Here is a 20,885-nt window from a genome sequence, read left to right as displayed (position 1 = left end):
AATTTGCATTCGAACGAACTCACCTGGGGTTTTCCCGAGGGCGTAGCTGGAGACGGTTGGCCGGTGCAATGCCGGCCGACGGCACACGGGCCCGCGCGGCCGGTTCGACCGGCTGGCTCACGCGAATACGGCCGGGCCGTGACAACCCTGATGAAAATTTATTTTTTTCCGCTCGGCGGATTGTGTAAATTCATTTTCACCTACCTTGCAAATCCATTCGCATGACGTCTGCCGTTTCGCACGATGCCAGTCAGGATGAAGCCGCGATCGCGGAGCGCATTGCGTCGGCCATGCCGCGCATGACGCCGATCCATCGCCGGATGGGCGAGTTCGTGCTCGCGAATCCGTTTCGCGCAGCGACGATGCGGATCGACGAGCTCGCGCAGGCGGTCAACGCATCGATCGCGACCGCGAACCGCTTCGCGAAAGCGCTCGGCTTCGACGGCTATCCGGCGATGCGCGCGGCCCTGGTGCGCGGGTTCGAGGCGACGCTCGGCCCGGTCGAGCGGCTGCGGTCCGCGCAGGAACAGGAACAGGAGCACGGCGTGCGCGGCGCCGCGTGGATCGATGCGGTGTTCGATCAGGCCGTCGCGAACATCGAGAACACGCGCACGCAGCTGGACGCGGCCGACGTCGAAGCGGCCGTCGAGGCAATCGTCGGCGCGCGGCGCGTGCTGATCCTCGGCGCCGGTTCGAGCGCGTTCCTGACCGGGCTGATGGAGCACGGTTTGTCGGTGTGTCACGACAACGTGCAGTCGCTGGCGCTGCTCGGCGGCCCGTCGCATGCGGCGCGGCGGCTGTATACGGCCGACGCGCGCGATCTCGTGATCGCGCTCGCGTTTCCGCGCTACGTGAAGGACACGATCGAACTCGCGCGCCGGGCGGCGGCGCGCGGCGCGCGCGTGCTCGGCATTTCGGACGGCCCCGGCTCGCCGCTTGCGCCGGTCGCGTCGCTGAACCTGTACGTGAAAGCCGAGCGGCGGTTTGCGGCCACGTCCGAAGCGGCCGTGCTGACGATGATCGAGGCGCTGATCGATGCGGTCGCGCTGCGCACGCACCGCTCCGCGAAGTCCGCCGCCGAAATGACCGAATTCCTGTTGCCGTGGCTGGTTCAGCCGCAAGCGGCGCTGCCGGCTGCCAACCTTTCTTCCACCGGGCCGAAAAAATCATGACTTCATCCGCGATCGTCGCGATTCATGGCGGCGCAGGCACGATCCTGCGCGAGGCGATGGATTCCGACACCGAACGCCAGTACCGCGCCGAGCTCACTGCGATTCTGCGGGCCGCGCAGAAGGTGCTCGCCGACGGCGGCAGCGCGCTCGACGCCGTCACCGTCGCCGTGCGGATGCTCGAGGACTGCCCGCTGTTCAACGCCGGGCGCGGCGCCGTCTATACGGCCGAAGGCAAGCACGAGCTCGACGCGGCGGTGATGGACGGCGCGACGCTCGCGGCCGGCGCGATCTGCTGCGCGACCCGTGTGCGCAATCCGGTACTTGCCGCGCGGCGCGTGATGGAGGCGAGCGAGCACGTGCTGTTCGCCGGTGCGGGCGCCGACGCGTTCGCGGCCGCGCAGGGGCTCGAACTCGTCGAGCCCGGCTACTTCGACACCGAAGCGCGCCATGCGCAGTGGATGAAGGCGCGCGCGGCGGCCGGCCCGATGCTCGATCACGATGCGGCGACCTTCGCGTTCGGCGCCGCGCAGCCGCCCGAGCCGCTCGATCCGGACCGCAAGCACGGCACGGTCGGTGCGGTCGCGTGCGACCTGAACGGGCATATCGCCGCGGCGACGTCGACCGGCGGCATCACGAACAAGCAGCCGGGGCGCGTCGGCGATTCGCCGATCATCGGCGCCGGCTGCTACGCGGACGACGCGACCTGCGCGGTGTCCGCGACCGGCACCGGCGAGATGTTCATCCGGCTCGCGACCGCGCACGACATGGCCGCGCAGATCGCGTATCGCGGCGCATCGCTCGCCGACGCCGCGCACGACGTCGTGATGAACAAGCTGCCGCGCCTGGCCGGCCGCGGCGGCATCGTCGCGGTCGATGCGCACGGCAACGTCGCGATGCCGTTCAACACGGAAGGGATGTATCGCGGTTACGCGCGCGTCGGCGAGGCGCCGGTGGTCGGCATCTACCGCGACGATGCAGCCTGATTCCGGATCGCACGAGGAGAGCTTCGCATGACTTCGAGCCGAAACACGTCCGCACTGGTGCTGCCGGAACAGCGCGTCGTCGCCGTCGACGACCTGTCGGTGATGTTCCGCCGCGAAAACGCGACGTTCGACGCGGTGCGCAACGTGTCGTTTCACGTCGATCGCGGCGAGACGCTCGCGATCGTCGGCGAATCGGGCTCCGGCAAGTCGGTCACGTCGCTCGCGCTGATGCGGCTCGTCGAACACGGCGGCGGCGAGATCACGAGCGGGCGGATCGTGCTGCGGCGGCGCGGCGGCACGATCGTCGACCTCGCGCAGGCGAGCGCGGCGACGATGCGCGGCATCCGCGGCGCGGACATCGCGATGATCTTCCAGGAACCGATGACGTCGCTGAACCCGGTGTTTACGGTCGGCGACCAGATCAGCGAGGCGATCGCGCTGCACCAGTCGAAGAGCGCGGCCGACGCGCGCGCGGAAGCGTTGCGGCTGCTCGATCTCGTGCGCATTCCGGAGGCCCGCCGCGTGTTCGCGCGCTATCCGCACCAGTTGTCCGGCGGGATGCGGCAGCGCGTGATGATCGCGATGGCGCTGTCGTGCCGGCCCGCGCTGCTGATCGCCGACGAACCGACGACCGCGCTCGACGTGACGATCCAGGCGCAGATCCTGCAGCTGATTCGCGGCTTGCAGGACGAAATGAACATGGGCGTGATCTTCATCACGCACGACATGGGCGTGGTCGCCGAGGTGGCCGATCGCGTGCTCGTGATGTATCGCGGCGAGAAGGTCGAGGAGGGCGAATCCGAGCGGATCTTCACGACGCCCGCGCATCGCTACACGCGCGCGCTGCTCGCGGCGGTGCCGCGGCTCGGCTCGATGCAGGGCACCGATGTCCCCGAGAAATTCCCGCTGCTGAAGGTGGACGGCGCGAGCGCGGCGGCGCCTTCGGCGAACGATGCACCAGCCGCACACGGCGCTGCGGCCGACAGCCGGCCGCACGTCGATCACGCGGCGCCGCCGATCCTGCGCGTGCGCGATCTCGTCACGCGCTTCCCGGTGAAGAGCGGCGTGTTCGGCCGCGTGTCGCAGTACGTGCACGCGGTCGAGCGCGTGAGCTTCGAGCTGCGCGCGGGCGAGACGCTCGCGCTCGTCGGCGAGTCGGGCTGCGGCAAGTCGACGACCGGCCGCTCGCTGCTGCGCCTCGTCGAATCGCAGAGCGGCTCGATCGAGTTCGACGGCCGCGACATCAGCGCGCTGAAGGGCCACGACCTGCAGGCGCTGCGCCGGAACATCCAGTTCATCTTCCAGGATCCGTTCGCGTCGCTGAACCCGCGGCTGACCGTCGGCTTCTCGATCATGGAGCCGCTGCTCGTGCACGGTGTCGCGAGCGGCCGCGAAGCGCAGGCGCGCGTCGACTGGCTGCTCGACAAGGTCGGGCTGCCGCCGGAGGCCGCGCGCCGCTATCCGCATGAATTCTCGGGCGGCCAGCGCCAGCGGATTGCGATCGCGCGTGCGCTCGCGCTGAATCCGAAGGTCGTGATCGCCGACGAATCGGTGTCCGCCCTCGACGTGTCGGTGCAGGCGCAGATCGTCAACCTGATGCTCGACCTGCAGCGCGAGCTCGGCGTCGCGTATCTATTCATCTCGCACGACATGGCCGTCGTCGAGCGCATCAGCCATCGCGTCGCGGTGATGTATCTGGGCCAGATCGTCGAGATCGGCCCGCGCCGCGCGGTGTTCGAGGCGCCGCAGCATCCGTACACGAAGAAGCTGATGAGCGCGGTGCCGGTGGCCGACCCGGCGCGCCGGCACGCGCCGCGCCAGCTCGCGGCCGACGAGATTCCGAGCCCGATCCGCGCGGTGGGGGACGAACCCACGGTTGCGCCGCTCGTCGCGGTCGGCCCCGATCATTTCGTCGCGACGCATCGCGTCGGCGGCGCGTATTGAGTTGAAGTGAAATGCCGCGGGCCGGTCGCTTCGCGCCACGCCCCGACGAGCGCGCGCACGATGCGCGCAACGCAGCAGGAAGTCGAAACCGAAACGCCCGCGAGGCGTCACCGATCCACCTACAGGAGCCCAGCAACATGAACAAGCCGCATTCGTTCCCGATGTTTCGTCCGCGCGCGACCTTCGTCGCGCTTGCCGGCGCGTTCGCGCTGACGGCCGCGCTGCCGGCGTTCGCGCAGCAGAACGTGGTGGTCGCGGTGTACTCGACGTTCACGACGATGGACCCGTACGACGCGAACGACACGGTGTCGCAGGCCGTCGTCAAGTCGTTCTACGAAGGATTGTTCGGTTTCGACAAGGACATGAAGCTCGTCAACGTGCTCGCGACGGGCTACGAAGCGAGCCCCGACGCGAAGACGTACACGGTCAAGCTGCGCTCGGGCGTGAAGTTCCACGACGGTACCGACTTCAACGCCGCCGCGGTGAAGGCGAACTTCGACCGCGTGACGGATCCGGCGAACAAGCTGAAGCGTTACGGGCTGTTCCGCGTGATCGAGAAGACCGAGGTGGTCGATCCGCTGACGGTGCGCTTCACGCTGCGCGAGCCGTTCTCCGCGTTCATCAACACGCTCGCGCACCCGTCGGCGGTGATGATCTCGCCGGCCGCGCTGAAGAAGTGGGGGCGCGACGTGTCGCTGCATCCTGTCGGCACGGGCCCGTTCGAGTTCGTCGAATGGAAGCAGACCGACGACATGAAGGTGAAGAAGTTCGCCGGCTACTGGAAGAAAGGCTATCCGAAGGTCGATTCGATCGACTGGAAGCCGGTGGTCGACAACAACACGCGCGCTGCGCTGCTGAAGACCGGCGAGGCGGATTTCGCGTTCACGATTCCGTTCGAGCAGGCCGCGGACCTGAAGACCAATCCGAAGGTCGAGCTGATCGAGCGGCCGTCGATCATCCAGCGCTACATCTCGCTGAACACGCAGAAGAAGCCGTTCGACAATCCGAAGGTGCGCGAAGCGCTGAACTACGCGGTCAACAAGGAAGCGCTCGCGAAGGTCGTGTTCGCCGGCTATGCGACGCCGCAAACGGGCGTCGCGCCGGTCGGCGTCGAATACGCGACGAAGCTCGGGCCGTGGCCGTACGATCCGGCGAAGGCGCGCGCGCTGCTGAAGGAGGCCGGCTATCCGAACGGCTTCGAATCGACGCTGTGGTCCGCGTACAACCATTCGACGGCGCAGAAGCTGATCCAGTTCGTGCAGCAGCAGCTCGCGCAGGTCGGCGTGAAGGTGCAGGTGCAGGCACTCGAGGCCGGCGAGCGGGTCGCGAAGGTCGAGAGCGCGCAGGATCCGGCGTCCGCTCCGGTGCGGATGTACTACAGCGGCTGGTCGGCGTCGACCGGCGAGGCGAACTGGGCGCTGTCGCCGCTGCTCGCGTCGACGTCGGCGCCGCCGAAGCTCTACAACACCGCGTACTACAAGAACACCGCCGTCGACGACGATCTCGCGAAGGCGCTGGAGACCACCGACCAGGCGAAGAAGGCGTCGCTGTACGCCGACGCGCAGAAGCAGGTGTGGGCCGATGCGCCGTGGATCTTCCTCGTGCAGGAGAAGATCGTGTATGCGCGCAACAAGCGCCTGCACGGCATGTACGTGATGCCGGACGGCTCGTTCAACTTCGACGAAATCTCGGTGAAATGACGGCGGTTCGCCCGCTGTGCGGCGCCGGCGGCGCAAGCTGCCGGCGCGCTGATTCGATCGGTGCTCCATGCTGAATTTTCTCGTCAAACGCCTGTTCGGCCTGCTGCCCACGCTCGCGATCGTCGCGGTGCTGGTGTTCCTGTTCGTGCACCTGCTGCCGGGCGATCCGGCGCGGCTCGCGGCCGGTCCCGAAGCCGACGACGCGACGGTCGCGCTCATCCGCGCCGATCTCGGGCTCGACCGGCCGCTGCCCGCGCAGTTCGCGAACTTCTTCGTGAAGATCGCGCACGGCGATTTCGGCACGTCGACGCGCAGCAAGCGGCCGGTGTCGACCGAGATCGGCGAGCGCTTCATGCCGACGCTGCTGCTCACGCTCGTCAGCATGGTATGGGCGACGGCGTTCGGGATGGCGATCGGGATCGCGTCGGCGGTGTGGCGCAACCGCTGGCCCGACCGCGTCGGGATGACGATCGCGGTGTCGGGCATCTCGTTTCCGGCCTTCGCGCTCGGCATGCTGCTGATGGAGATCTTCTCGGTGAAGCTCGGCTGGCTGCCGGTCGTGCCGGACGGCACGTGGAAGAGCTACGTGTTGCCGTCGCTGACGCTCGGCGCCGCGGTCGCGGCCGTGATGGCGCGCTTCACGCGCGCGTCGTTCGTCGAGGTGCTGAACGAGGACTTCGTGCGCACCGCGCGCGCGAAGGGCGTGCACGAGCCGATGGTCGTGCTCAAGCACTGCCTGCGCAACGCGATGATTCCGGTCGTCACGATGATGGGGCTGCAGTTCGGCTTCCTGCTCGGCGGCTCGATCGTCGTCGAGGCCGTGTTCAACTGGCCGGGGCTCGGACGCCTGCTGGTCGACGCGGTGACGATGCGCGACTACCCGGTGATCCAGGCGATCGTGCTGCTGTTCTCGCTCGAGTTCATCCTGATCAACCTGACCGTCGACGTGCTGTACGCGGTCATCAACCCGACCATCCGGTTCAAGTGAGGCGACGCATGAACGCGACTGTCCAGCCCGCGGCGCCGGCCGCATCGAGTGCGATCCGCACGCCGTGGCGCGAATTCTGGCGCAAGTTCCGCAAGCAGACCGTCGCGCTGGCCGCCGGCGGCTTCGTGCTCGCACTCGTCGTGCTTGCGTTCGTCGGCCCGCACATCGTGCCGTTCGATCCGGAAAACTATTTCGACTACGACGCGCTGAACGCGGGGCCGTCGGCCGCGCACTGGTTCGGCGTCGACTCGCTCGGCCGCGATATCTTCAGCCGGATCGTCACCGGCACGCGGATCTCGCTCGCGGCCGGCTTTTTCTCGGTCGCGCTCGGCGCGCTCGTCGGCACGTTCTTCGGGCTGCTCGCCGGCTACTACGAAGGCTGGTGGGACCGCATCACGATGCGCGTCGCCGACGTGCTGTTCGCGTTTCCGGGGATCCTGCTCGCGATCGGCGTGGTCGCGATCCTCGGCAACGGGATGATCAACGTGATCTGCGCGGTCGCGATCTTCAGCATCCCGGCGTTCGCGCGGCTCGTGCGCGGCAACACGCTGATGCTCAAGCACATGACGTACGTGGAAGCCGCGCGCAGCATCGGCGCGTCGGACTGGACGATCATCATGCGGCACATCCTGCCGGGCACGGTGTCGTCGGTCGTCGTGTACTTCACGATGCGGATCGGCACGTCGATCATCACGGCCGCGAGCCTGTCGTTCCTCGGCCTCGGCGCGCAGCCGCCGACGCCGGAGTGGGGCGCGATGCTCAACGAGGCGCGCGCGGACATGGTGACGGCGCCGCACGTCGCGATCTTCCCGAGCCTCGCGATTTTCCTGACCGTGCTCGCGTTCAACCTGCTCGGCGACGGCCTGCGCGACGCGCTCGATCCGAAGCTGGAGCGCCGCTGATGCGCACGGTCGCGATGTGGAGCGAGACGCTGCCGTCCGGGCCGCGCGGCACGATCGCCGACGTGCCGGGCGTGACGGTCGGTCACGCGACGCTCGACGCCGGCGGCGTGCAGACCGGCGTCACGGTCGTGAAGCCGCACGCGGGCGACCCGTACCGCAGCAAGGCGCCGGCCGGCGCGGCGGTGATCAACGGCTTCGGCAAGAGCGTCGGGCTCGTGCAGGTCGACGAGCTCGGCACGCTCGATACGCCGATCGCGCTGACCAACACGTTCGGCGTCGGCGCGGTCGCCGACGCGCAGATCCGCGCGGCGCTCGCCGCGAATCCGCAGATCGGCCGCGACTGGCCGACCGTCAATCCGCTCGTGTTCGAGTGCAACGACGGCTATCTGAACGACATCCAGGCGTTCGCGGTGACGGCCGCGCATTACGACGAAGCTTGCCGCGCCGCGTCGCGCGATTTCGCTCGCGGTGCGGTCGGCGCCGGGCGCGGGATGTCGTGCTTCGACCTGAAGGGCGGGATTGGCTCCGCATCGCGCGTGGCCGTCGCGGCCGGAAGGCCTTATACGGTCGGCGCGCTCGTGCTCGCGAATTTCGGCCGGCTGCCGATGCTGACGCTCGCAGGCGTGCCGGTCGGGCGCATCGTCGTGCAGCGGCGGGCTGCCGCAGGCGCGCAGCAAACGCAGCAAACGCAGCAAAGGCAGGAAGCACAGGCAGCGCCGCCCGAGCAAGGCTCGATCATCCTGCTGCTCGCGACCGATGCGCCGCTCGACGCGCGGCAGTTGTCGCGGCTCGCCCGCCGCGCGGGCGCGGGGCTCGCGCGTACCGGTTCGGTCTACGGGCACGGCAGCGGCGACATCGCGCTCGCGTTTTCCACCGCGTACACGATCGCGCACGATGCGTCGACCGTCGCGCTGCCGGCGCTGGTTGCCGACGCGGCGCTCGATCCGCTGTTCATGGCCGCGGCCGAGAGCGTCGAGCACGCGATTGCCGACGCGCTGCTGCAGGCCGTGACCGTGGCCGGCCGCGACGGCCACGTGCGGCAATCGCTGCGCGACGCGGCGCCCGATCTCGCCCATCTGTTCAACAACGACGACGAAGGACGTCTCAATCCGTCATGAAGATCCTGATCTCGACCGACATCGAAGGCGTCGCCGGCGTGTTCGCCGTCGAGCAGACACGTGCCGGCAATCCCGAATACGAGCGTGCGCGCCGCTGGATGACCGCGGAGGCGAACGCGGCGATCGAAGGCGCGTTCGCGGGCGGCGCGCAGGCGGTCTGGGTCAACGATTCGCACGGCGGGTATCGCAACCTGCTGCCCGACGGGATCGATGCGCGTGCACGCGTCGTGCTCGGCAAGCCGCGCACGCTCGGGATGATGGCCGGCCTCGAACAACGGCCCGACCTCGTGTTCATGATCGGTTTCCACGCGAAATCGCAGGCGCGCGGCGTGCTCGCGCACACCATCAACAGCTTCGCGTTCACGCAGGTATGGCTGAACGGCGTCGAGCTCGGCGAAGCGGGGCTGTATGGCGCGCTGGCTCGCGAATACGGCGCGCACGTCGCGCTCGCGTCGGGCGACGACGTGTTCGCGCACGAAACGCGGCCGCTGTTCCCGGACGCGCATTTCGAAACGGTGAAGACGGCCGGCGGCGCAACGAGCGGCGAGACGCTCACGCCGTCTGCGTCCTGCGCGCGCATCGCCACCGCCGCACGGGAAACGGTCGCGCATGCGCTGTCGTGCGGCTGGCGCGCGGGCGCGCATCGACCCGCGCCGGCTGCGTGCACGCTGCGCGTGCAGACGGCCGCGCTCGCCGATCTGTTCTGCATGCTGCCGTCGCTGGAGCGTGTCGATGCGGTGACGTTGCGCTTCGACGGGCCGTCGGTCGAGCACGTCGTGCGTACGCTGAACAGCCTGTCGGCGATGTCGTTCATGTTGCGGTAGTGCGGGTTTTCGCTCCGATGAAGTCGCTATCCGGCCGATTCGGCCGTCGGGTCGCGCGGCCGTCCGGTCGCGCAAGCGCGGAGCGGTTCGTGGACCGGTCGAAGGTGATCCGCCTTCGATATCGGATATTCATGATGGAATTCGGGCCTTGAGAAATACGCTGCTAGATCCGTACGAACACATTCCGCGTAGCGTCGTCGTGACCGCCAACGACTACGCGGCCGGCACGACGTTTCCGGAGCGCGCGCACCGGCGCGGGCAATTCGCGTTCGCATCGCGCGGCACGCTCAGCGTGTCGACGCCGCATGGCCGCTGGCTGGTGCCGCCGCAGCGCGCGTGCTGGGTGCCGGCCGGCGTGCGGCACGAAGCGACGACGACCGGCCCGGTTACGCTGTTCAGCGCGTTCGTGGACGACGATGCGGCCCGCGCGGCCGGGCTGCCCGACCAGTGCGGCGTGTACGGCGTGTCGCCGCTGCTGCGGCAATTGATCGACGATGCGGTTGACCTGCCTGCGATGTACGACGTCGACGGCCGCGCCGGCAAGCTGATGGCGCTGCTGGTCGCGGAAATCGCGACGATGCCGCGGCTGTCGCTGCACGCGCCGCTGCCGACCGACGCGCGCCTCGCGACGATCTGCCGTCGTCTGTTCGCGTCGCCGTCGATCGCGGCCGATCTCGACCAGGTCGCAACCGATGCGGGCGTGAGCCGTCGCACGTTCACGCGGCTGTTCCGCGCGCAGACCGGCGTGAGCTTCGCCGCCTGGCGCCAACAGGTGTGCATGCTCGCGGCGATTACGCGGCTGAGCGACGGGCAGCCGGTTACGCGGGTCGCGCGCGATCTTGGATACGCGAGCGCGAGCGCCTTCACGTCCGCGTTTCGCCGCATCCTCGGCGATACGCCGAGCCGGTATCTGGAGGTTCGCCGCTAGCCGGAACGAACCTGCGGCGGGTGGCGGCGGACGACGGACGGGCACCGCCGCGCGCCGGCGGCGGACGAAAAAAACGCGCCTGCCGGATTTCGGTCAGACGCGCTTAAAGGCACTCGGTCAGAAAATGCGCGATCGGCACGCGGTGTGACGTGCGCTCATCGAAGCGAAATTGCTTCTTCAGACGATTCAATGCGATTGACGCATTGCAGATAACGAATCATACGTCGCGTAACGCGCAAACGATATCGCGCCCGGCGCACCATCGATGTGCAGTCGCAGCATCCGTTTGAATCGCGCGTTCGATTGCGGGGTTCCAAGGGCCGAATCATCGGTGCCGGTCGTCGTGCGCGCGCGTGCTGCGACACAGCATCGAATGTTGGCGCCCCGAAACGAAACGCGCCGCGCGATGCAATGCCTGCCGGTATCGCATCGCGCGGCGAGTTCGGAGCGCACACCGGCCTGAGCCGGCTCGCGCGTCTCGCGTCACACGTCGAAGAACACGGTTTCTTCCGGTCCCTGCATGCGGATGTCGAAGCGGTACACGACGGGCCGGCCCGGCTGCGCGTCGCGCTTCGCGACGAGCGTCGCACGGCGTTCGGCCGGTACCAGGTTCAGCACCGGATCGGCCGCGTTCGCCGCGGCTTCGTCGTCGAAATACACGCGGGTGAACGCGTGGGTGAGGATTCCGCGCATCATCACGGTCACGTTGATGTGCGGTGCTTCGTCGGCGGAGATGCGGCCCGGCTTCACCGTCTGCACGACGTAGCGTTGCTGCGGATCGGTGCCGGTGCCGACGCGTGCGAAGCCCGTGAAGCCGGACTTCGCGATGTCGTCACGCGACGCGGGATAGCGGCCCGCGGCGTCCACCTGCGTGAATTCGAGCACCGCGTCGCTGACGACGTTGCCGTCGCCGTCGAACACCTGGCCGACCAGCAGCACGTGCTCGCCGTCGACGTCCGGCGTCGCGATCGCCGGCGTGAACAGGCTCTTCAGGTCGTAGTCGTATTGCTGCGGGCACAGGCCGTACGCGAAGTACGGGCCGACCGTCTGCGAAGGGGTTTGCTTCAGCGTCGTCATGGTTCAGCGCTCCATCGGGGTGGCGTCGCGGCCGCGCAGCACGATGTCGAATTCGTAGCCGAGCGCATAGCCTTCTTCGGTGATGTCCATCGAGAAGCGCGAGATCAGCCGGTCGCGCGCTTGTTCCGGCGTGCCCTGGAAGATCGGGTCGTACGCGAGCAGCGGATCGCCGGGGAAGTACATCTGCGTGACGAGGCGCGAGCCGAAGTAGTCGCCGAACAGCGAGAAGTGAATGTGATTCGGGCGCCACGCGTTCGGATGGTTGCCCCATGGATACGCGCCGGGCTTGATCGTCAGGAAGCGGTACCGGCCTTCGTCGTCGGTCAGGCAGCGGCCCGCGCCGAGGAAGTTCGGGTCGAGCGGCGCGTCGTGCTGGTCGACCTTGTGCACGTAGCGGCCGGCCGCGTTGGCCTGCCACACCTCGACCAGCGTGTTGCGTACGGGCTTGCCGCCTTCGTCGAGCACGCGGCCCGTGACGACGATGCGCTCGCCGAGCGGCTCGCCGTTCTTCACGGCGTTCTTCGTCAGGTCGTGGTCGAGCGCGCCGAGATCTTCGGCGCCGTAGACGGGCGCGTACGGGTCACGCAGCTTTTCCTTCAGCGGGATCAGCGGGCGCGTCGGGCCGCGCTTCACGGACGAACGGTACTCGGGGTGGATATACGCGGGATGCGACGGCCAGTCGCGCGGCGTGAGGATCGTGGGGGAATCCATCGGGCGTCTCCTGATAGGTATTTCGCGAAGTGGATGGCAGGACTTTAGCCTTTCCGGAAAGTTATGCAAAATGACCTTTTTTCGTGAATCGCATAACTGGTCGTTATGTTTGCCGGCGCCGATGGACATTCGCCGGACGCACGGCCGGTCCGGCCCGGCAGAAGCGATCGGGCTGCGCGTCTTCGGCGGCGGCTCGGTGCACGGCGGACCGGCCCGCCCGTCGGTGCTTTCCCGTATGTTCCCGTCGTCACGGGCCGGCCCTGTCCCGCGTGCCCGTGATGTTTGTTCATCGTGCCGATCGCGAACGGATCGGCGAGCGGTCCGGATTCCACGCACCGCGGCGCCATGACCGATCCAGCCCCCATCGATCGCTTGGACCTTTCCGGAAAGTTATGCAAAATCGCGTGATATCACCTTTCGTATAACCGTCTGTTATGAATAACCGTATCGCCGACGGCCGCGTCAAATTCCGGCATCTGCAGTGTTTTCTCGCCGTCGCGCAGCTCGGTGGCGTGCAGAAGGCGGCCGAAAGCCTTTCGATCACGCAGCCGGCCGTGTCGAAGACGATCGCCGAGCTCGAGTCGATCCTTGGCGTGAAGCTGTTCGAGCGCGGGCGGCACGGCGCGCAGCCGACCCGCGAAGCGCAACTCTTCATCCCTCACGCGAACGCGTGCGTGCTCGCGTTGCGGCAGGGCGTCGGGCTGCTCGCGCGCGAAGGCGGCGCGGCCGCCGCGACGCTCGAAATCGGCATGCTGCCGACGGTTGCGGCGTCGCTCGCGCCCGCGCTGATGAAGGCGCTGGCGGCGCGCTGGCCGCGCGTCGTCGTGCGGATCGCGACGGCCGCGAACACCGAGCTGCTGGAGCGCCTGAAGGCGGGCGCGATCGAATGCGCGATCGGGCGTCTGTCGGAGCCGGAGCGCATGATCGGGCTCGCGTTCGAGCAGTTGTACAACGAGCCGCTCGTCGCGGTCGTGCGCGCCGGGCATCCGCTGCTGGCGAGCGCCGCGCCGGCCGCCGAGCTCGCGCGCTATCCGGTCGTGCTGCCGCCATTCGGCACGCTGATCCGGCAGTCGGCCGAGCAATTGCTCGGCGCGTGCGGGGCGCCGCCGCTGGATTCGTTCATCGAGGTGCTGTCCGTGTCGGTCGCGCGCGCGCTCGCGCTCGAGAACGACGCGGTGTGGTTCGTGCCGCTCTATGCGGCCGAATACGATTTGTCCGGCGGCGCGCTCGCGCTGCTGCCGCTGCCGTCGGCGGGCACCGACGAGCCGGTCGGGCTCGTGCTGCGCACCGACGCGCAGCCGTCGCCCGTCGCGCGCACGCTGATCGACGCCGTGCGCGAGATCGCGCAGGCCCGTTTTGGCGACGTGCGCTCGACGCGGACGCCGCGCGGCGCGCGCAAGCCGGCTCGACGCGGCCGTTGAGACGCCGCAACGCGCCACGTCGGACGGCGTTCGGCCGTTATCCGTTTATCGCGACGCGTTGGCCGTCCGGTCAGTAGCGAGCATCGTCGCGCTTGGCATAACGTATCGTTTTTGATACGATTCATGACACGACGATGGTGAGACAGCAGATTCAGATCACGCTCGGCGTGCGGTTCTTCCGCACGGCGCGCGGCAACGAGCCGGTGCGCGAATGGCTCGACGCGCTCGGGCAGATCGAGCGCAGGACGATCGGCGAAGATATCAAGACCGTTCAACTGGGCTGGCCGCTCGGCATGCCGCTGGTCCGGAAGATGGCGAAGGATCTGTGGGAGATCCGCGTGACGTTGCCGACGCGAAATGCGCGTGTGCTGTTTACCGTGGTCGGCAACACGATGGTGCTGTTGCACGCGTTCTTCAAGCAGTCGCAGCCCACGCCGTCCGACGATCTCGACGTCAGCGTCGCGCGGCTGAAAGCGCTTGCTCGCGCCATCTGAATTTTCCGGTTGCGCCGGCACGGGTCATCGCCGATGGCCGGCCGGTCACACCTGCATTGGAGTACCCATGACGACCACGAACAACCCGCATATCGGCAGCGACTTCGACACCTTTCTCGAAGAGGACGGCCATCTCGAGGCGGCCACCGCCACCGCGATCAAGCGCGTGATCGCGTGGCAGATCGGTCAGGAAATGAAGGCGCAGCACATCACGAAAACCGCGATGGCTGCCCGGATGAAAACCAGCCGCGCCGCGTTGAACCGGCTGCTCGACGAAACCGACACGAGCCTCACGCTCGCGACGCTCGCGAGCGCGGCGACCGCGCTCGGCAAGCGGCTCAGCTTCGAGCTGGTGCCGGCCTGACGCGCGCGGCCACGCAAAGCATGGCCGGTTCCCGACGGGCCCGCGCATCGCGGTGAGCGGGCGCGTCGGTCCACCGGCATGAACGCCGGCACGCGATCATGCGCGCGGTCCGGCCATCCGCAGATAAACCAGCGCACCGCCCGCGAGCAGCAGCGGGCACACGATATACCAGCCCGTCGTCAGGAACAGCCCGGCGACGGCGACCAGCGAAATCCACGCGCAGCGATACGCGATGCTGCCGCGCGGCAGCAGTTTCAGCGCGGCGGCCGCGCCGAGCCCGTACACCATCACGAAGCATCCGGACGTCACGAGCACGAGCGGTTTCGGCCCGACGTCCGACAGCGTGGTTGCAGCGAGCGCGACGGCTGCGAGCAGCGCGATCACGCCGAGGCTGCGCCGCGGCACGCCGCCGACCTGGCTGCCTTGTGCAAGCCACGCGGGCAACGCGCCGTCGCGCCCGAGCGCCGCGCCGAGCTTGGCCGCGCCCGCGAAATACGCGTTCATCGTGCCCAGCGTAAGCAGCAGCGCGGCCGCGGCCGCCAGCACCTGCGCGTTGCCGCCGATGCCGCCGGCGATCAGTTCCGCGAGCGGCGCGCCCGATGCGCCGGCCGACGGCCCGAGCACCATCACGCTCGCGGCCGCCACCGACAGATACAGAAATCCGACGACCACGACCGCGATGCCGGCCGAGCGCGGCATGTCGTGCGCCGGCCGGCGGAATTCGGCGGCAAGATGCGTGATCGCTTCCCAGCCCGCGAAGCTCCACACGAGCAGCGCGGCGGCCTGGCCGACCGCGAGCCAGCCATGCGGCGCGAACGGATGCAGGTTCGCGGTGCGCGCATGCGGCGCGGATGCGAACACGGCCGCGAGCAGCAGCGTGACGAGCAGCGCCGACAACACGAGCTGCATGCGGCCCGACACCGTGACGCCGAACGCGTTCGCGGCCGACACCGTGGCGATCAGCGCGGCGGCTGTGACGATCACGGTGACATGGCCGCCGCCGGTGACGGCCGCCACGTACGCGCCGCCGAACATCGCCGCCGCCGGCGCGCCGGCCGGCACCGCGAAATAGAAGCACCAGCCTACGATTGCCGCGGCCTTCGGTCCGAACGCGCGCCGCGCATACGTCGATACGCCGCCTGCGTCCGGATAGCGGGCGCCGAGTGCGGCGAAGGTCGCCGCGAGCGGCCCCGACAGTACGACGAGCGCGGCCCATGCGAGCAGCGAAGCGGGGCCCGCGACCTCGGCCGCGAGCGCGGGCAATGCAATGACACCGGTGCCGAGCACCGCGCCGATATACAGCGCGGCGCCCTGGAAAATCGTCAGCGAGCCCGCGCGGTGAACGGCGGGCGAATCGGCATGCGAGGGCATGGAAGACAGTCTCCGGAATGCTCGTTCTGCGCGCGGTCGTGTGCGCGATGAATCGTTCGATGCTACCCGAACGCGTGTGGCGATGCCGCGCGGCGTTCAGTAGTCCGCGCGGCGCCGGATGTCAGCCTGTGTCAGGAATCCCGGCAATTTCAGTGGCGGCGCGCGAGCCGCAGACGCGCCTCCTCGCGCGCCGCGGGCGGCAGGTCGGGCGCGTAGCGGAACGTGCCCGACACGAGGGACGCGACGGGCACGCCGTCGCGGAACAGCACGCGGTTGCCGGCCAGCGCGGGCACCTTGTCGCCGGGCAGCAGCGTGCCGGCGAGGTTCAGCGGATCGGCGCCCGTCACGCACACGTATTGACCGTCGCCCGGCTGGCGGCGCAGCTCGCGCAGGATCGGGATGGCCTCCGGCAACGCAAATTGCTCGCCTGCAAGCCCCGCGACGAAGCGGCCGCCGCGAATCTCGCCGCGGGCTTCGAGGCGCTGCAGCACACGCACGAGTTCGCGCCAGCTCGGCAGCCAGTCGGCTTCGCGTTCGAGCAGCCGCCAGAACACGACGCCATAGCGGCGCAGCAAGGTCCATACGATGTGTTCGAGCGCGTCCGGATCGGTGGCAGGCGCACCGCGCTTCGGTGTCGATGTCTGCGTCTGGATTTGTGCCGGCGCGCCGTTCGGTGCCGGCACACGTTGCACCAGCGCCCAGCGGCCTGCGTCATCCATTCCGCCGATCAGTGCGCCGCCGCGCCGCGTGCGCGGCGCGTACGTCGGGCTGCGCTTGACCGCCGGCTTCAGCAGCGCGCGCAGTCCGGCGAAGCTGTCCGCATTGACGAGGCCGGCCGACACGAGTTCGCCGAGCGCCTGTTCGAGTTCGACGGGGAGCATGTGCAGGTCATCGAGCAGCGCATCGAAGAACATCGCGCCGTGCGTGGCGAGCGCATCGCGCACCTGCGTCGCGCGGGGCGACAGCGCCGGCTGCGCGTCCGGATCGCGCAGCGCCTGCCAGGCGCCGAGGTGCCGGCGCGGCAGCAGCACGATCGGCGTCGTCTTCACGGGTGTGCCGGCCGCGCGCGTGGGTGCGCCGATGCGGGTCCACACGAGCTTGCCCGAGCGGCACAGTTCGTCGAGGCCGCCGGCCGTGTAATCGGTCAGGCGCGCGGGCAGCAGCGCGTCCTCCCATGCGCCCGCCGCGGCTTCGTAGCCTTCGAGCTGTTCGACCACGGCCGCGAGCGCGTCGCGGCCGGTGCCGCGCGTGTCGGGCGTCAGATGCTGCCAGTGGAACAGGAAGCGCATGAAATCGGCGCGTTCCACCGGTTCGATCTCGCGGCGCAGCCGCTTGACCGTATAGCGATGAATGCGCGCGAGCAGGTGGCGTTCGCACCATTCGTCGGTCGTCGCGCCGGGCGTGAAGCGGCCGCGCATCACGTAGCCTTCGCGCTCCAGCGCCGCGAGCGCGGCCGCGGTCGCCGCGGGCGGAAGGCCGAGCGGCCGCGCGATGGCGTCGGCCGTCAGCGGCCCGAAACCGGTGAGCCGCGCGCGGATCACGTCGACGAGCGCGGCGTCGGGCTCCCAAGGCTGCGCGCACGCGGGCGGCACTTTGAGCACGGGCGCGACCCGTGCATCGGGATGCAGCGCGCGCATGCAGAGCAGCCGTTCGACCGGCACCCACAGCGCGGCGCCGTCCGGCGTGACGAGTCGCGTCGCCCGGCGGCGTTGCGCCAGTTGTGCGAGCCACTCGGGCCAGCCTTCATGCTCGTGCGCTTCGTTATCGGCGATACACGCGAGCGTCAGCAGCGCGTCGTGCATTTCGTCTGCATCGCGTACCAGCGGCCACGCTTCGTCGCGCACCGCGTCGATCGCATCGGCGTCGAGCGCACCGAGATCGTCGGCCGATTCGGGATCGCTCCAGCGACGCGACTGCACAGCTTGCGTGCGGCGCTCTTCGAGCGGTGCGTCGTCGAGGAACGCATACGGTTTCGCGTTCAGGATCTCGGCCGCGAGCGGCGACGGCGCGGGCAGGTCGCGCGCGATCAGTTCGATCGCGCCGCTTTCGATGCGGCGCAGCAGCGCGAGCCAGCCGTCGGTGTCCATCGCGTCGTGCAGGCAATCGTCGAGCGTCTGTTCGACGAGCGGATGGTGCGGGATCTCGCGTTCGCCGACGATGTTTTCCAGGCAAGCGACCTGATCCGGGAACACGGTCGCGAGCAGGTCGTCGCTCTTCATCCGCTGCAGTTGCGGCGCAGTGCGCCGGCCGCCGGTGAAGCGCGGCAGCGCAAGCGCGGTCGTCGCGTTCCAGCGCCAGCGCACGCCGAACATCGGTGCGTCGAGCAGCGCCTGAACGAGCACGTGCTCGGCTGTGGCGGAGCGCAGGTAGCGCCACACTTCGTCGAGCGCGAAGCTGTGCGCGAGCGACAGCGACAGAATGATCGCGTCGTCGGTCGCGGCGGCCTGCAGCTCGAAGTTGAAGCTGCGGCAGAAGCGTTTGCGCAGTGCGAGCCCCCACGCGCGGTTGATGCGGCTGCCGAACGGCGAATGGATCACGAGTTGCGTGCCGCCCGATTCGTCGAAGAAACGCTCCATCACGAGCGTGTCCTGCGTCGGCAATGCGCCGAGCGCGGCCCGCGTGCGCGCCAGATACTCGGCGATCTGGCGGGCTGCGTCGGGTGACAGGCGGAGTTCGTCGACGAGCCAGCGCAGCGCCGGCGCGAGCCGGCTTTCGGCGGGGCGGGACGCGGCGCAGGCGGCGTCGGAAGTGTCGTCGCGCGAGTCGGCCAACGCGTCGGCTTCGGCCGATGCCTTTCGCGCGTTGCCGTGCGCGGCGGGCTTCCCGGCAGCAGCGCCGCTCGGGCGCGCGGTGCGGCCGGCCTCGGTTTGCCGGTCGCCCTCGGCGAACAGCGCGTCGAGCCGCGCACGCAGCCGGCCGACCGCCGCCGACAACTCGTCGCTGCGCCCGAGCCCCTCGCCGAGCCAGAACGGAATGCCCGGCGACTGGCCCTGCGCATCCTCGACCCGCACGCGGCCCGTTTCCACGCGAATGATCCGGTACGACTGGTTGCCGAGCTGGAACACGTCGCCGGCCAGGCTCTCGACCGCGAAATCCTCGTTGACGGTGCCGACCTGGATGCCCTGCGGTTCGAGCAGCACTGCGTAGTCGGCCATGTCGGGGATCGTGCCGCCCGACGTCGTCGCGGTCATCATCGCGTTGCGGCGCCCGCGCACCGTGCCGCCGACCACGTCGCGATGCAGGTACGCGCCGCGCACGCCGCGGCGGCTCGTGAAGCCTTCGGCGAGCATCTTCATCACGTCGTCGAAGCGTTCGCGCGGCAGGCGCGCATACGGCGCCGCGCGCGTGAAACTCGCGTAAAGCGCATCCTCCTGCCATTCCGCGCACGCGACTTCGGCGACGATCTGCTGCGCGAGCACGTCGAGCGGCGCTTCGGGAATCCGCAATGCGTCGAGTTCTCCGCGCTGCACGCAGTCGAGCAGCGCCGCGCATTCGACCAGCTCGTCGCGCGACAGCGGGAACAGCCGGCCCTTCGGCACGCCGCCGACGTGGTGTCCCGAGCGGCCGACGCGTTGCAGGAACGGCGCGATCCCGCGCGGCGAGCCGACCTGGCACACGAGATCGACGTCGCCGATGTCGATGCCGAGTTCGAGCGACGCGGTCGCGACGAGCAGCTTCAGCTCGCCGCGCTTGAGCCGCTGCTCCGCGTCGAAGCGATGCTCTTTCGCGAGGCTGCCGTGGTGCGCGGCGATCGCGTCCTTGCCGAGACGGTCGGCGAGATGGCGCGCCATGCGCTCCGCGGTGCGCCGCGTGTTCACGAACACGAGCGTCGTGCGATGCGCGGCGGCGAGCGCCGCGATCCGGTCGTACACCTGTTCCCACACGTCGGTCGCCATCACGGGTTCGAGCGGCACGTTCGGCAGTTCGAGCGCGAGGTCGCGTTCGCGCGTATGGCCGGTGTCGACGATCGTGCAGTCGCGCGGCGCGTCGGGCGGGCCGCCGACCAGGAAGCGCGCGACCGCGCCGATCGGCTTTTGCGTGGCCGACAACCCGATGCGCGGCAACGCGCGGCCCGTCAGCGCGTCGAGCCGTTCGAGCGACAGCGCGAGATGGCTGCCGCGCTTCGACGACGCGAGCGCATGGATCTCGTCGACGATCACCGAGCGCACGCTCGACAGCATTTGCCGTCCCGACGTCGACGACAGCAGCACGTACAGCGACTCCGGCGTCGTCACGAGAATGTGCGGCGCGCGCTTGCGCAGCGCCGCGCGTTCGGCCTGCGTCGTGTCGCCGGTGCGCACGGCGGTGCGGATCGCCGGCACCGGCAGGCCGAACTGCGCGAGCGATGCGGCGATGCCGGCGAGCGGCGCGTCGAGGTTCACGTGGATGTCGTTCGACAACGCCTTCAGCGGCGATACGTAGACGACGAGTGTCGCGTCGGGCAGCGCGCCGTCGTGCGCGAGCGCGTCGCGCACCAGATCGTCGAGCGCACACAGGAACGCGGTGAGCGTCTTGCCGGAGCCGGTCGGCGCGGCGACGAGCGTCGAGCGGCCGGCCTTGATGTGCGGCCACGCGAGCGCCTGCGCGCCGGTCGGTGCGGCGAACGTGCGGCGGAACCATGCGGCGACGGCCGGATGGAACACGTCGAGCGCGTGGGTGGGGCGGGTGGCGGTGACGTCCATCGGAGCGTTGAAATGGGGTGCGAGCGTGCGCGCGATCGCGCGAATCGTCAGTGTGCCAGACGTCGCGGGCGCGTGCCGGGCACCGCGCGTGGGGCGCGCGTTCGGGGATCAGATGAGGCGCCGTGCCACCGTTTCAATAGGCGTGCGTGCGGACGGTTGCCGCCGGCGCAGCGTGCGGAACCGGGGAGGAGGGGCACGCGTGTTCG

16 protein-coding genes are annotated in these 20,885 nt (G+C 69.3%); 12 read left to right on the top strand and 4 right to left on the bottom strand.

Features of this window, described 5'->3' with window-relative positions:
• Positions 1-221: 221 nt before the first annotated feature.
• From BSE24067_RS16885 to BSE24067_RS16845, 9 genes are all read left to right on the top strand, one after another.
• Positions 222-1,172, top strand: coding sequence for a MurR/RpiR family transcriptional regulator (locus BSE24067_RS16885; RefSeq protein ID WP_151063404.1), 951 nt, complete (start codon positions 222-224; stop codon positions 1,170-1,172).
• Complete coding sequence (locus tag BSE24067_RS16880; RefSeq protein WP_151063403.1) at positions 1,169-2,155, top strand: isoaspartyl peptidase/L-asparaginase family protein; 987 nt, start codon at positions 1,169-1,171, stop codon at positions 2,153-2,155. Before BSE24067_RS16885 ends, BSE24067_RS16880 begins: the two co-directional genes overlap by 4 nt.
• Before the next feature lie 27 nt (positions 2,156-2,182).
• Entirely contained in the window at positions 2,183-4,099 is a 1,917-nt protein-coding gene (locus tag BSE24067_RS16875) for a dipeptide ABC transporter ATP-binding protein (RefSeq protein WP_151063402.1), read from the top strand.
• Positions 4,100-4,236: 137 nt separating this feature from the next.
• Positions 4,237-5,799 (top strand): glutathione ABC transporter substrate-binding protein GsiB, encoded by a 1,563-nt coding sequence (gsiB, locus tag BSE24067_RS16870; protein ID WP_151063401.1) that lies wholly within the window; start codon positions 4,237-4,239, stop codon positions 5,797-5,799.
• A gap of 67 nt (positions 5,800-5,866) precedes the next feature.
• Positions 5,867-6,787: a glutathione ABC transporter permease GsiC gene (gsiC, locus tag BSE24067_RS16865; RefSeq protein WP_151063400.1), complete on the top strand. Its 921-nt coding sequence runs from the start codon at positions 5,867-5,869 to the stop codon at positions 6,785-6,787.
• An 8-nt stretch (positions 6,788-6,795) separates the two neighbouring features.
• On the top strand, positions 6,796-7,689 hold the full coding sequence (gene gsiD, locus BSE24067_RS16860; RefSeq protein WP_151063399.1) for a glutathione ABC transporter permease GsiD: 894 nt from the start codon (positions 6,796-6,798) through the stop codon (positions 7,687-7,689).
• Positions 7,689-8,807 carry a DmpA family aminopeptidase gene (locus BSE24067_RS16855; protein WP_151063398.1) on the top strand — a complete coding sequence of 373 codons (1,119 nt, stop codon included), beginning with the start codon at positions 7,689-7,691 and terminating at the stop codon, positions 8,805-8,807. Before gsiD ends, BSE24067_RS16855 begins: the two co-directional genes overlap by 1 nt.
• Positions 8,804-9,631 carry a M55 family metallopeptidase gene (locus tag BSE24067_RS16850; RefSeq protein WP_151063397.1) on the top strand — a complete coding sequence of 276 codons (828 nt, stop codon included), beginning with the start codon at positions 8,804-8,806 and terminating at the stop codon, positions 9,629-9,631. Before BSE24067_RS16855 ends, BSE24067_RS16850 begins: the two co-directional genes overlap by 4 nt.
• 148 nt (positions 9,632-9,779) lie before the next feature.
• Positions 9,780-10,559, top strand: a complete 780-nt coding sequence (locus BSE24067_RS16845; protein WP_151063396.1) for an AraC family transcriptional regulator — start codon at positions 9,780-9,782, stop codon at positions 10,557-10,559.
• A 483-nt stretch (positions 10,560-11,042) separates the two neighbouring features.
• On the opposite strand, the gene pcaG is transcribed toward BSE24067_RS16845, so the two are convergent.
• Positions 11,043-11,636 carry a protocatechuate 3,4-dioxygenase subunit alpha gene (gene pcaG / locus BSE24067_RS16840; protein ID WP_151063395.1) on the bottom strand — a complete coding sequence of 198 codons (594 nt, stop codon included), beginning with the start codon at positions 11,634-11,636 and terminating at the stop codon, positions 11,043-11,045.
• A gap of 3 nt (positions 11,637-11,639) precedes the next feature.
• Positions 11,640-12,347, bottom strand: a complete 708-nt coding sequence (gene pcaH / locus BSE24067_RS16835; protein WP_151063394.1) for a protocatechuate 3,4-dioxygenase subunit beta — start codon at positions 12,345-12,347, stop codon at positions 11,640-11,642.
• A 434-nt stretch (positions 12,348-12,781) separates the two neighbouring features.
• Here pcaH and pcaQ point away from each other — a divergent pair, with 434 nt between their 5' ends.
• The 3 genes from pcaQ to BSE24067_RS16820 all read left to right on the top strand — a co-directional run bounded on the left by pcaQ (position 12,782) and on the right by BSE24067_RS16820 (position 14,626).
• Positions 12,782-13,768: a pca operon transcription factor PcaQ gene (gene pcaQ, locus BSE24067_RS16830; RefSeq protein WP_151063393.1), complete on the top strand. Its 987-nt coding sequence runs from the start codon at positions 12,782-12,784 to the stop codon at positions 13,766-13,768.
• Between the two features lie 134 nt (positions 13,769-13,902).
• Complete coding sequence (locus tag BSE24067_RS16825) at positions 13,903-14,262, top strand: type II toxin-antitoxin system RelE/ParE family toxin (protein WP_151063392.1); 360 nt, start codon at positions 13,903-13,905, stop codon at positions 14,260-14,262.
• Positions 14,263-14,329: 67 nt separating this feature from the next.
• Positions 14,330-14,626: an XRE family transcriptional regulator gene (locus tag BSE24067_RS16820; RefSeq protein WP_006758577.1), complete on the top strand. Its 297-nt coding sequence runs from the start codon at positions 14,330-14,332 to the stop codon at positions 14,624-14,626.
• Positions 14,627-14,722: 96 nt separating this feature from the next.
• On the opposite strand, the gene BSE24067_RS16815 is transcribed toward BSE24067_RS16820, so the two are convergent.
• On the bottom strand, positions 14,723-15,997 hold the full coding sequence (locus tag BSE24067_RS16815; RefSeq protein WP_151063391.1) for an APC family permease: 1,275 nt from the start codon (positions 15,995-15,997) through the stop codon (positions 14,723-14,725).
• A 149-nt stretch (positions 15,998-16,146) separates the two neighbouring features.
• The gene (locus BSE24067_RS16810) at positions 16,147-20,679 is read right to left on the bottom strand and encodes a DEAD/DEAH box helicase (RefSeq protein WP_151063390.1); all 4,533 of its coding nucleotides are present in this window, start codon (positions 20,677-20,679) and stop codon (positions 16,147-16,149) included.
• Positions 20,680-20,885 lie beyond the last annotated feature (206 nt).

Source organism: Burkholderia latens (assembly GCF_902499045.1).
Classification (GTDB): domain Bacteria; phylum Pseudomonadota; class Gammaproteobacteria; order Burkholderiales; family Burkholderiaceae; genus Burkholderia; species Burkholderia latens.
This window is presented reverse-complemented; position numbering and strand designations above follow the sequence as displayed.

What these genes read in the sequence shown, in the direction of transcription:
- BSE24067_RS16880 (WP_151063403.1), top strand. Translation starts at nt 1,169, where the DNA reads ATGACTTCATCCGCGATCGTCGCGATTCATGGCGGCGCAGGCACGATC.
- BSE24067_RS16885 (WP_151063404.1), top strand. Translation starts at nt 222, where the DNA reads ATGACGTCTGCCGTTTCGCACGATGCCAGTCAGGATGAAGCCGCGATC.
- BSE24067_RS16850 (WP_151063397.1), top strand. Translation starts at nt 8,804, where the DNA reads ATGAAGATCCTGATCTCGACCGACATCGAAGGCGTCGCCGGCGTGTTC.
- pcaH (WP_151063394.1), bottom strand. Translation starts at nt 12,347, where the DNA reads ATGGATTCCCCCACGATCCTCACGCCGCGCGACTGGCCGTCGCATCCC.
- gsiB (WP_151063401.1), top strand. Translation starts at nt 4,237, where the DNA reads ATGAACAAGCCGCATTCGTTCCCGATGTTTCGTCCGCGCGCGACCTTC.
- BSE24067_RS16825 (WP_151063392.1), top strand. Translation starts at nt 13,903, where the DNA reads ATGGTGAGACAGCAGATTCAGATCACGCTCGGCGTGCGGTTCTTCCGC.
- BSE24067_RS16815 (WP_151063391.1), bottom strand. Translation starts at nt 15,997, where the DNA reads ATGCCCTCGCATGCCGATTCGCCCGCCGTTCACCGCGCGGGCTCGCTG.
- pcaG (WP_151063395.1), bottom strand. Translation starts at nt 11,636, where the DNA reads ATGACGACGCTGAAGCAAACCCCTTCGCAGACGGTCGGCCCGTACTTC.
- pcaQ (WP_151063393.1), top strand. Translation starts at nt 12,782, where the DNA reads ATGAATAACCGTATCGCCGACGGCCGCGTCAAATTCCGGCATCTGCAG.
- BSE24067_RS16810 (WP_151063390.1), bottom strand. Translation starts at nt 20,679, where the DNA reads ATGGACGTCACCGCCACCCGCCCCACCCACGCGCTCGACGTGTTCCAT.
- BSE24067_RS16820 (WP_006758577.1), top strand. Translation starts at nt 14,330, where the DNA reads ATGACGACCACGAACAACCCGCATATCGGCAGCGACTTCGACACCTTT.
- gsiD (WP_151063399.1), top strand. Translation starts at nt 6,796, where the DNA reads ATGAACGCGACTGTCCAGCCCGCGGCGCCGGCCGCATCGAGTGCGATC.
- BSE24067_RS16855 (WP_151063398.1), top strand. Translation starts at nt 7,689, where the DNA reads ATGCGCACGGTCGCGATGTGGAGCGAGACGCTGCCGTCCGGGCCGCGC.
- BSE24067_RS16875 (WP_151063402.1), top strand. Translation starts at nt 2,183, where the DNA reads ATGACTTCGAGCCGAAACACGTCCGCACTGGTGCTGCCGGAACAGCGC.
- gsiC (WP_151063400.1), top strand. Translation starts at nt 5,867, where the DNA reads ATGCTGAATTTTCTCGTCAAACGCCTGTTCGGCCTGCTGCCCACGCTC.